Here is a 10,668-nt window from a genome sequence, read left to right on the forward strand (position 1 = left end):
CCCCGCGATGAAGCCGCCGAGGCCCTGGACAAGTGGGTCGGATGGGCCCGCCGCAGCCGAATCCCGTCGTTCGTGAAACTCCAACGCTCCATCGTCAAGCACCGGGCCGCGATCCTTGCCTCGATCGAGCACGGCCTCTCCAACGGCCGCATCGAATCCGTCAATACCAAGATCCGACTACTCACCCGAATCGCGTTCGGCTTCAAATCACCCGACGCCCTCATCGCCCTCGCCATGCTCAGCCTCGGCGGCCACAAACCAGTGCTCCCCGGCCGGGTTTAACCCACGGATGAAGCAGGAGAGCCAAAATCTCCGTCGAATTCGTTCAGGCCGGAGACGCTGAAGCGCCGCGTACTCGAGAGACTCGCCGAGCCGTGAGTTCGGCTCCTCAAACCTGTGGCCCGGGGGGAGAGGAGCTCTGCTCACCGTTCGGCGAGCGTACGTGCGACGGCGCATCTACGCGACGGCGCGGCTACGCGACGGCGCGGGTGCGAGCCTGCCGGTGGCGGAGGAGCACCGCGAGCCCGCGCCAGCCGAGCAGGAACACCCCGAGCACGACGGTCGCCACGACGACGAAGCTGAATTCCGTTCCCTGCCCGCTCACGGTGCGCAGCAGCATCCCGACGCCGACGGCGAAGAGCCAGATTCCGGTGCCTGTCCAGACGATCTTTTGCGGGCTGCGCCAGGCGCGCATGATGAGCCAGCCCACGAGGAGACCGCCAAGGAAGGGCAGCCCGGTGATCAGGGTGCCGAGAATATCCTCTTGGTGGCTGGCCCGGCCGATCAGCACGAAGACCAGCACCAGGGCGGCGTCGAGTCCCGCCGCGAGGAGGAGACTGGACCGACTGCTCTGCTGGATTGCCATGCTTCCAGCCTACGGGGGCCCGGAGGGTCAGACCGCGTTGCCGATCCGGCCGCGGTGCCGATCAGACCGCGTTGCCGATCAGACCGCGTTGCCGATCAGACCGCGGTGCCGAGCAGGGAGCCGATCGCCCAGGTGACTCCGAGCGCGAGCAGGCCGCCAATGAGCACCCGGGAGATCGCGCGGGTTTTCGGACTGCCGCCGAGGTAGGAGCTCAGCCAGCCGGTGATGACCAGGGCGATCGCGACGGCGAGGAAAGTGGCCGGCAGGCGCCACTCCGGCGGCGGCAGCAGCACCGCCAGCAGCGGCAGGCTCGCACCGACCGTAAACGCGATGGCGGAGGCGTAGGCGGCGTGCCACGGGTTCGACAGCTCGTCGGCGCCGATGTGGAGTTCCACCTCGAGGTGCGCGGCGAGGGCGTCGTGCGCGGTCAGCTCGAGGGCCACCTGCTTCGACGTCCGGGGGGTGAGCCCCTTTGCCTGGTAAAGGTCGGCCAGTTCGGCGAGCTCCTGCTCGGGCATGTTCTCGAGTTCCCAGGTCTCCTTGGCGATCAGGGCGCGCTCGGTGTCGCGCTGGCTGCTCACCGAGACGTACTCGCCCAGGGCCATCGAGATCGCGCCGGCGAGCAGGGCGGCGACACCCGCGATCAGGATCGCCGAGGCATCCGTGGTCGCCGCCGCGACGCCGACCACCAGGGCCGCAACCGACACGATGCCGTCGTTGGCTCCGAGCACGCCGGCCCGCAGCCAGTTCAGGCGCGAGGCATGGTCGGCGGAGTGGGGATCGACGCCGTGTTCGGGTTCAGTCATGACTGAATCCAAGCAGGCGGATGCGTGCCGCGCCAGCAAGGACTGGCTTGCCTCACGGCGGCAACTTCACGGCGACCGACGTGCGGCGCACGGCGTGTTCGCGATGTCGGCGGGGACCGATAGAGTTTCAAATGGTACGTATGTCTTGATGTCGAGCTATCTGCGGCGCGGGCATCCGTGCCCTTGCCCCTCAAGACCTTGCAGGAACGCTACGACGCGGATTGGAAGAGCAGCGTGGATCTTTACGAATATCAGGCACGAGACCTGTTTGAACAGTATGGAGTCCCGGTTCTGCCGGGCATCATCGCGGACACTCCGGAGGAGGTGCGTACCGCGGCCGAGAAGTTGGGCGGCGTTGTTGTCGTCAAGGCCCAGGTCAAGGTCGGCGGCCGCGGCAAAGCCGGCGGCGTGAAGGTGGCGAAGACCCCCGACGACGCTGAAGCCGCCGGGCGCGCCATCCTCGGACTCGACATCAAGGGCCACACCGTCAACCGGGTCATGGTGGCCGGCGGAGCCCGTATTGCGCAGGAGTTCTACTTCTCCGTGCTGCTGGACCGCACCAACCGCTCCTACCTCTCGCTCGCGAGCTACGAGGGTGGCGTGGAGATCGAGGTTCTCGCTGTCGAGAAGCCCGAAGCGCTCGCCTACACGGCCATCGACCCGATTGCCGGGATCGACCTGAACACGGCCCGTCAGATCGCGGTCGACGCGAAGTTCCCGGCCGACCTCGTCGACAAGGTCGCACCCGTCTTCGTGCAGCTCTACAACGTATTCACAGGTGAAGACGCGACCCTGGTCGAGGTCAACCCGCTCGTGCTGACCGAAGAGGGCGACGTCATCGCCCTCGACGGCAAGGTCACGATCGACGAAAACGCCGGCTTCCGCCACCCGAGGCATGCCCTCCTCGAGGATGCGGCCGCTGCCGACCCGCTCGAGGCGAAGGCCAAGGAGAACGACCTCAACTACGTCAAGCTCGACGGCGAAGTGGGCATCATCGGCAACGGCGCCGGACTCGTGATGAGCACCCTGGACGTCGTCGCCTACGCCGGCGAAAACCACGGCGGCGTCAAGCCTGCCAACTTCCTCGATATCGGGGGCGGAGCATCCGCCGAGGTCATGGCCGCCGGTCTCGACGTCATCCTCGGTGACCCGCAGGTCAAGGCCGTGTTCGTCAACGTCTTCGGCGGCATCACCGCCTGTGACGCTGTGGCCAAGGGCATCGTGGGCGCGCTCGCCGAACTGGGCAGCGCCGCCAACAAGCCGCTCGTTGTGCGCCTCGACGGCAACAACGTCGAGGAAGGCCGTCGCATCCTCACCGAGGCCAACCACCCGCTCGTCACACTGGCCGCCACCATGGACGAGGGTGCCGCCAAGGCCGCCGAACTCGCCCACGCCGCGAAGTAAAGGATTTTCGAACATGTCAATCTTCCTCAACAAGGACTCCAAGGTCATCGTGCAGGGCATCACCGGCGGTGAGGGCACCAAGCACACCACCCTCATGCTGAGGGCCGGCACCCAGGTCGTCGGCGGCGTGAATGCTCGCAAGGCCGGCACCACCGTCGTGCACGGCAGCGTTGAGCTGCCCGTGTTCGGCACGGTTGCCGAGGCGATCGAAAAGACGGGCGCGGATGTCTCCATCGCGTTCGTGCCGCCGGCCTTCACCAAGGACGCCGTCATCGAAGCCATCGACGCCGGCATCCCGCTGCTCGTCATCATCACCGAGGGTGTGCCCGTGCAGGACTCGGCCGAGTTCTGGGCCTACAACAACGCCAAGGGCAACAAGACCCGCATCATCGGTCCGAACTGCCCCGGCATCATCACCCCCGGTGAGGCGCTCGTGGGCATCACGCCGGCGAACATCACCGGCAAGGGCCCGGTCGGCCTCGTCTCCAAGTCGGGCACCCTGACCTACCAGATGATGTACGAACTGCGCGACCTCGGCTTCTCCACCGCCATCGGCATCGGCGGCGATCCCATCATCGGCACAACGCACATCGACGCGCTCGAGGCGTTCGAGGCTGACCCCGAGACGCTCGCCATCGTCATGATCGGAGAGATCGGCGGCGACGCCGAGGAGAAGGCGGCAGAGTACATCAAGGCCCACGTCACCAAGCCCGTTGTCGGCTACGTAGCCGGCTTCACCGCCCCCGAGGGCAAGACCATGGGCCACGCCGGCGCCATCGTCTCCAACGGGGCCGGAACCGCCCAGGGCAAGAAGGAGGCCCTCGAGGCCGCCGGGGTCAAGGTCGGCAAGACGCCGAGCGCGACCGCCACCCTGCTGCGTGAGGTTCTCGCGGCGCTGTAACCGGCATCGCTGCACAAGCACCGAACGACAGGGCCCGCCTCACCAGGCGGGCCCTGTCGCGTTGTCGGCCGCGGCCGGCGAGCCTGCCTGCCGTGCCTCTGCCTGCCGCCTGCCGTGCCTGTGCCTGCCGCCTGCCGTGCCTCTGCCGCCCTGCCTCTGCCGTGCCCGGGGCCCGAACGAATTCGACGGAGATTTTGGTCAGAACCGGACCGAAATATCTGTTCCAGCCTGGATCGAGCAAAATCTCCGTCGAATTCGTCACCGCGCGGCGGGGGGCAGGGGAGCCGGGGCGGCGGAAACGGTAGGCTCCGATCGGATGAAACGCTTAACGACCGCCCTGCTTGCCGCGCTCGACGCGCTCATTGTCGTAGCCATCGGGGTCGGCATCGCGCTCGTTCCGCTCACGGTTCTGTGGGCCACGCAGTTCGACATGGCCGTCAACTGGCTTGTGTTCTGGCGTGCCGCGGTCGACGTCTGGCTCGTCGGCAACGGCGTCGACCTGGTCGTCCAACTCGACCCGACTCTCGTCGCCGCCCTGAACCTGCCCGGCTCGGACGCCGCGTTCCCGATCACGATCGCACTGCTGGGCTTCGCGCTGATGGCCGTGCTCTTCGGCTTGCGCACCGGCCGCCGGGCGGCGGAAACCCCCTACCGCTGGGTCGGGGTGACGGGCGCCATCGCCGGCTACGCTCTGCTGACCGCTCTGCTCGTGCTGTCGGCCGGCACGGATGCCGTGCGCCCCCAGACGGTACAGGGTCTGGTTCTGCCTCCGCTCATCTTCGCCGCCGGCGTTCTGATCGGCGCCGGCCAGGGTCAGCTGGGCCGCCTGATCGGCAGCATCCCCGGCCTGCCCGGCCGCCTCCCGGGAGTCGTCCGGGGCGCGGGCCGCGGCGCAACCGGCAGCAGTGCCGACAGCGCCGGCAACGTCGCCAGCGTCAGCGGTTCCGGTGCCGGCAGCAGCGCCGGCAAGAGCGTCCACGGCCTCAATGGCACCAGCAGCACCAGCAACACCAGCAGCACCAGCAGCAACACCAGCAACATGGGCGCCGCAGCCGGCCTGCTCCCGGTCGCGGTGCGCGCGGGCGCCGCCGCGGCGCTGCGGAGCGGAACGGCCGCGACCGCCGGTATCCTCTGCGTCTCCGGGATCACCGTTTTCGTGCTGATCCTAACCAGCTACGCCACCATCATCGGACTCTACGAGACCGTGCAGGCAGGCGTCCTGGGCGGCATCGCGCTCACACTCCTGCAGCTTTCGCTGATCCCGAACCTGGTTATCTGGGCCGCGGCCTGGTTTGCGGGACCCGGCATCGCGGTAGGCGTGGGCACTAGCGTGTCCCCGGTCGGCACCTCGCTCGGCGCCGTACCGGGCCTGCCGATCCTTGGCGTGCTGCCGCAGGGCAGCCTGGCGTTCGGGTTTGTCGGCCTGCTCGTGCCGCTGCTGGTCGGTTTCCTCGCCGCCGTCATCCTGAGGCAGCGGGCGACCGCGGATGTCCCTCCTTCCATCTCTGAACGGCTCCTCACGGGCCTCGGCACCGGGTTCGTCGCCGGTGTGCTTCTCGGGCTGCTGGCCTGGTGGTCGGGCGGAGCTCTCGGCCCGGGCCGTCTTGTCGAGGTCGGCCCGAACCCGCTGCTGGTCGGGGCGTTGGTCGCGCTCGAGGTCGGCATCGCGGCCTGCCTCGGTCTCCTGACTCCCGCGCCCACGGTCGGCGCGAACGGCTCCGGGCGCGGTGCGACGGGCGAAATGCCGGGAACGAAGCCGGGCACGAAGCCGGGCACGAAGCCGGCAACCGCTTCACGTGCGGCGCGCAGTGGGGATACCGGGGTCGGTCGTCTCCTCGGCCGGCTGCGCGACGCGCTCCCTCGCCGGTAGGCTTCTCCCGTGCTGAACTTGGTCGTACTGATCTCCGGCGGGGGATCCAACCTTCGCTCCCTGCTCGAGGCCTGCCGCGACACCGAATACCCGGCCCGCGTGGTGGCCATCGGCTCCGACCGGGACGCCGACGGGCTCGTGCTCGGCGAGGAATACGGCATCTCCACGTTCACGGTGCCGTACACGTCGCATCCGTCCCGGGAGGCCTGGGGCGACGAGCTCCTCGCGCAGATCCAGCAGTGGGACGCCGACCTCATCGTGCTCAGCGGCTTCATGCGCCTGCTGCCGCCCCGGGTGGTGGCGGCGCTGACCCCGAACCTGCTCAACACGCATCCGGCCTACCTGCCCGAATTCCCCGGGACGCACGGGGTGCGTGACGCGCTCGCCGCCGGGGTCGCCGAAAGCGGCGCCAGCCTGATCGTGGTTGACACCGGCGTCGACGACGGACCGATCATCGCGCAGGAACGGGTGCCGGTGCTGCACGGTGACACCCAGGCATCCCTGCACGACCGCATCAAAATCGTCGAGCGTCGCCTGCTGGTGCAGGCCGTGCTCGATATCGCCAACGGACACGTCGATCTCAAGGAGCATCCCCACATATGAGCGGTCCCACTAACGCCCCGAGCCTGTACCGCCACCGCGACGTCGTGCCCGTGCAGCGCGCCCTCATCTCGGTGAGCGACAAGACGGGTCTGGTCGAACTGGCCGCAGCTCTCGCGGCGACCGGCGTCGAAATCGTATCGACCGGTTCAACGGCCGCCTTCATCCGCGCCGCCGGCCACGACGTGACGGATGTCTCCGCCGTCACCGGCTTCCCCGAATCCCTCGACGGCCGGGTCAAGACCCTGCACCCGGGAGTGCACGCCGGTATCCTCGCCGACCTGCGCCTCGAGGCGCACGAGGCGCAGCTCGCCGACCTCGGCATCGCCGCATTCCAGCTCGTCGTCGTGAACCTGTACCCGTTTGTCGAGACCGCCCTGTCGAGTGCGGTCCCGGCCGACGTGATCGAGCAGATCGACATCGGCGGCCCGGCCCTCGTGCGCGCCGCGGCCAAGAACCACGCCAACGTCGCCATCGTGGTGGACCCCGACAACTACGACGAGATCATCGCAGCCGTCGAGGCCGGCGGCACCCCGCTGACGCTGCGCCAGAAGCTGGCCTCGCTCGCCTTCGAGCACACCGCCGGCTACGACCTGAGCGTCTCCGCCTGGTTCACGGAGAACGTCTACGACCAGTGGCAGGACGACGCAGCGGCCCTCGACGAGGAGATCCTCGAGGAGTTCGACGCCGTGATCGGCGACGCCCTCTCCGAGGAGATGCCGTTTCCCGAGACCCTTGTCATCGAGGCCACCCGCAGTGCGGTGCTCCGCTACGGCGAGAACTCGCACCAGGCCGCGGCCCTCTACCTCGGCGAGGGCGGACAGGGCATCGCGCAGGCCGTGCAGCGCCACGGCAAGGAGATGTCGTACAACAACTACGTCGACGCGGATGCCGCCGTGCGCGCCGCCTACGACTTCGTCGCACCGGCCGTCGCCATCATCAAGCACGCCAACCCCTGCGGCATCGCCGTCGCCAACCCCAAGGCGCCCGACGCGATCGCCTCCGCGCACCACCGCGCGCACGACTGCGACCCGATCTCCGCGTTCGGCGGCGTCATCGCGGCCAACCGCACGGTCACCCTCGGTATGGCCGAGACCGTCAGTCAGATCTTCACCGAGGTGCTCGTCGCCCCGGGTTTCGAGCCGCCCGCGTTCGAGCTGCTCAGCGCCAAGAAGAACATCCGCCTGCTCGAGCTTCCGGTTGACTACCACCGATCCTCGCTCGAACTGCGCCAGATCTCTGGCGGCCTGCTCGTGCAGGAGTCCGACACGTTCGACGACCTCGACTCGTCGACCTGGGCCCTCGCGGCCGGCGACGAGGTCGACGCGGCCACCCGGGCGGACCTCGAGTTTGCGTGGAAGGCCTGCCGCTCCGTGAAGTCGAACGCCATCCTGCTGGCGCGCGGCGGGGCATCCGTGGGCGTCGGAATGGGCCAGGTCAACCGGGTCGACTCCTGCCACCTCGCGGTGCTGCGGGCCGGCGACCGGGCGGCCGGCTCGGTCGCGGCCTCGGACGCGTTCTTTCCGTTCGCGGACGGCCTGCAGGTGTTGCTCGACGCGGGCGTCACCGCTGTTGTGCAGCCCGGCGGCTCCGTGCGCGACGCCGAGGTCATCCAGGCGGCCGCGGATGCCGGCGTCAGCATGTACTTCACCGGGGAGCGCCACTTCTTCCACTAGGCGTTCATCGGGGCAGCCCCGGTGCGGCCACGGAATCTGGCACGATTGAAGGAACCGTGGCTTCGCCAGACCCGTCCCGGCAGGAAGGAACGCCGTGCCAGACCTCGAGGGATTCATCCAGACCGGCTACCTCGTCGCCCTGGCGGTCGCGGTCGTGGCCGCGGTGGCGATCACGGCGATCGTCGCCCTGGTCTTCCGGGTGGTGGGCCGGAAGGAAGCCTGGGCGCGCACGCTGGTCGGCCTGGTCAGGGTGCCGTTCCGGTTGACGCTGCTGGTGGGCGCGATCTGGACCGTTCACACGCTGTTCCTGCAGACCTCCGAGGGGATCGAACGACTGGTCGACTTCTTCTTCCGGGCCCTCTTCATCGCCGCGTCCACCTGGCTGGTCTGCGCGCTGCTCTACTTCTTCGAGGAGGTGGCGGCCGCCCGCTACCGCATCGACGTGCGCGACAACCGCGTCGCGAGAAGGGTGCGTACCCAGCTGCGGATGCTGCGGCGCATCGGCGTCGTCGTGATCGTCATCTGCGCGATCGGGGCAGTGCTGCTCAGTATCCCCGGCGCCGCGACCCTGGGCGCGAGCCTGTTCGCCTCAGCCGGTCTGCTCAGCGTCGTGGCCGGCCTGGCCGCGCAGTCCACTCTCGCGAACGTGTTCGCCGGCATCCAGCTGGCCTTCAACAACGCCCTGCGGGTCGACGACGTGGTCATCGTCGAGACCGAGTGGGGCAAGATCGAGGAGATCACCCTCACCTACGTAGTCGTGCACATCTGGGACGACCGCCGCATGGTGCTGCCGTCGACCTACTTCACCACCAACCCGTTCCAGAACTGGACCCGGCACAACAGCGAGTTGCTCGGCGCGGTCGAGTTCGACCTCGACTGGCGTGTCGACCCCGCCGGCATGCGCGTGGAACTCGACCGCATCGTCGCGCAGACCGAGCTCTGGGACGGCCGCGTGGTCGTACTCCAGGTGACGGATGCCGTGGGCGGCTTCGTGCGCGTGCGCGTGCTGGTCTCCGCCGCCGACGCTCCCACCCTGTTCGACCTCCGCTGCCTCGTGCGCGAGAACCTGATCGACTGGCTCAATACGCACAACCCCGAGGCACTGCCGGTGGGACGGATGGAACTGCGGCGTGAACCCCCGCGTGCGGAGGTTCCCGCGCGCGCCGCGCCGTCGGCCCACCCCGTCACCGCGCCCATCGGGCTGTTCTCCGGCGACGAGAACGCCAAGGCGCGGGCGGCCGAGTTCACCGCGACCATCCCCGTGCAGGAGGGTCCGGCCGAGAAGCGCTGACGCGCCGCCGGTCACGACGCGCAGTCGGGGAGTCGCGCGGCTATTCTGGTGCAGTCGACGCGTCACGATCGCGGCGGCACAGCCAGCCCACAAGGCCGACCAGCGAGGAGAACCACCCCATGACGCTCACGCACCCCACCACCTCGCTGGATGCCCTGATCGGCCTCCCCTTCACGCACGAGCGCGTGTTGATCACCACCGGCATCCGTTCGGGCCTCGTGATCACCGTGGCCGTGCACTCCACCCGGCTCGGCCAGGCCCTCGGCGGCGCCCGCCTGTGGCAGTACGAGAACTGGACGGATGCCGTCGCCGACGCCCTGCGCCTGTCCGCGGCCATGACGCTGAAGAACGCGGCCGCCGGGCTGAACCTGGGCGGCGGCAAGTCCGTGATCCACGTGCCGCTCGGCACCGAGTTGAGCGAGGCGGAGCGGCGTGACGTCATGCTCGACCTCGGCGACGCCATCGAAAGTCTGGACGGCGCGTACATGACGGCCGAGGACGTCGGCACGAACGCCGAGTCGATGGCCATCGTGAAGGAACGCACCGACCACGTCTGCGGTCTCCCGGCCGCCAGCGGGGGCGTGGGCGAACCGGCCGACGCGACCGCGGCCGGCGTCTACGCCAGCGTGCTCGCCACCCTCGACGCCCTGTTCGGCAGCCGCGAGGTGTCCGGCCGGCACATCGTCATCTCCGGCCTCGGCCAGGTCGGCGGCCGCCTTGCCAGCGAGCTCGCCGCCGCCGGGGCACGCCTCACGGTCAGCGACGTCAACCTGGGCAAGCAGCAGGTCGCCGCCGGCCTCGGCGCGACCTGGGTCCCCGTCGACGAGGTGCACCACGTGCCGGCCGACCTGTTCGTGCCCTGCGGGCTCGGCGGGGTGCTCACCGCCCGGGTGATCGGTGAACTCAATGTGCTCGGGGTGGTCGGGGCCGCCAACAACCAGCTCGCCCAGCCGGAGGGTGCCGCCCAGCTGGACGCGCGGGGCATCCTCTGGGCACCCGACTTCGTTGTGAACGCCGGCGGCGTCATCTACCTGGCCCTGGCCTCGGAGCCGAACGCCGACCGGGCCGTCGTGACCGAGCGGGTCGCCGCGATCGGCGATGTCGTCGCGCAGATCTTCACGGATGCCCGCGAGCAAGGCATCACAACGCTCGCCGCCGCCGAGCGCCTCGCTGCCGCGCGGCTGGACGCCGCCCGCCCGCGGTAGCCGCCCCGGGCGGCTCCCCGGTCGCTTCGCCGGCGCTGCGCGCGTGCTGC

The 10,668-nt window shown here is 69.3% G+C and carries 10 protein-coding genes; 8 read left to right on the forward strand and 2 right to left on the reverse strand.

The features are described 5' to 3' along the window. The coding region (locus E3N94_RS16285; RefSeq protein WP_166790129.1) for a transposase at positions 1-282 on the forward strand (282 nt) is incomplete at its 5' end. A 190-nt stretch (positions 283-472) separates the two neighbouring features. Here the strand turns inward: E3N94_RS16285 and E3N94_RS16290 are convergent. After that, on the reverse strand, positions 473-865 hold the full coding sequence (locus E3N94_RS16290) for a DUF3054 domain-containing protein (protein ID WP_104194016.1): 393 nt from the start codon (positions 863-865) through the stop codon (positions 473-475). Between the two features lie 95 nt (positions 866-960). Beyond that, positions 961-1,671 carry a VIT family protein gene (locus E3N94_RS16295; RefSeq protein WP_134570611.1) on the reverse strand — a complete coding sequence of 237 codons (711 nt, stop codon included), beginning with the start codon at positions 1,669-1,671 and terminating at the stop codon, positions 961-963. 234 nt (positions 1,672-1,905) lie between these two features. On the opposite strand from E3N94_RS16295, the gene sucC reads away from it, so the two are divergent. The 7 genes from sucC to E3N94_RS16330 all read left to right on the forward strand — a co-directional run bounded on the left by sucC (position 1,906) and on the right by E3N94_RS16330 (position 10,618). Beyond that, positions 1,906-3,075: an ADP-forming succinate--CoA ligase subunit beta gene (gene sucC / locus E3N94_RS16300; protein ID WP_104101020.1), complete on the forward strand. Its 1,170-nt coding sequence runs from the start codon at positions 1,906-1,908 to the stop codon at positions 3,073-3,075. Between the two features lie 13 nt (positions 3,076-3,088). Beyond that, positions 3,089-3,976 carry a succinate--CoA ligase subunit alpha gene (sucD, locus tag E3N94_RS16305; protein WP_134570613.1) on the forward strand — a complete coding sequence of 296 codons (888 nt, stop codon included), beginning with the start codon at positions 3,089-3,091 and terminating at the stop codon, positions 3,974-3,976. Between the two features lie 316 nt (positions 3,977-4,292). Continuing rightward, positions 4,293-5,846: a DUF6350 family protein gene (locus tag E3N94_RS16310; protein WP_174776144.1), complete on the forward strand. Its 1,554-nt coding sequence runs from the start codon at positions 4,293-4,295 to the stop codon at positions 5,844-5,846. 9 nt (positions 5,847-5,855) lie between these two features. After that, on the forward strand, positions 5,856-6,449 hold the full coding sequence (gene purN, locus E3N94_RS16315; RefSeq protein WP_134570615.1) for a phosphoribosylglycinamide formyltransferase: 594 nt from the start codon (positions 5,856-5,858) through the stop codon (positions 6,447-6,449). Beyond that, positions 6,446-8,122: a bifunctional phosphoribosylaminoimidazolecarboxamide formyltransferase/IMP cyclohydrolase gene (gene purH, locus E3N94_RS16320; protein ID WP_104100901.1), complete on the forward strand. Its 1,677-nt coding sequence runs from the start codon at positions 6,446-6,448 to the stop codon at positions 8,120-8,122. The genes purN and purH overlap by 4 nt, the downstream gene beginning before the upstream one ends. A 94-nt stretch (positions 8,123-8,216) precedes the next feature. Beyond that, entirely contained in the window at positions 8,217-9,413 is a 1,197-nt protein-coding gene (locus tag E3N94_RS16325; protein WP_134511184.1) for a mechanosensitive ion channel family protein, read from the forward strand. Between the two features lie 119 nt (positions 9,414-9,532). Beyond that, complete coding sequence (locus tag E3N94_RS16330) at positions 9,533-10,618, forward strand: Glu/Leu/Phe/Val dehydrogenase family protein (protein ID WP_104100899.1); 1,086 nt, start codon at positions 9,533-9,535, stop codon at positions 10,616-10,618. The last annotated feature ends 50 nt before the right edge of the window (positions 10,619-10,668 follow it).

The organism is Cryobacterium sp. Sr3 (assembly GCF_004402835.1).
In the GTDB taxonomy this organism is placed as follows: Bacteria; Actinomycetota; Actinomycetes; order Actinomycetales; family Microbacteriaceae; genus Cryobacterium; species Cryobacterium sandaracinum.

Excerpts from the sequence above, each read along its gene's own strand:
- E3N94_RS16295 (WP_134570611.1), bottom strand. The coding sequence starts at position 1,671 with ATGACTGAACCCGAACACGGCGTCGATCCCCACTCCGCCGACCATGCC.
- sucD (WP_134570613.1), top strand. The coding sequence starts at position 3,089 with ATGTCAATCTTCCTCAACAAGGACTCCAAGGTCATCGTGCAGGGCATC.
- E3N94_RS16330 (WP_104100899.1), top strand. The coding sequence starts at position 9,533 with ATGACGCTCACGCACCCCACCACCTCGCTGGATGCCCTGATCGGCCTC.
- E3N94_RS16290 (WP_104194016.1), bottom strand. The coding sequence starts at position 865 with ATGGCAATCCAGCAGAGCAGTCGGTCCAGTCTCCTCCTCGCGGCGGGA.
- purH (WP_104100901.1), top strand. The coding sequence starts at position 6,446 with ATGAGCGGTCCCACTAACGCCCCGAGCCTGTACCGCCACCGCGACGTC.
- E3N94_RS16310 (WP_174776144.1), top strand. The coding sequence starts at position 4,293 with ATGAAACGCTTAACGACCGCCCTGCTTGCCGCGCTCGACGCGCTCATT.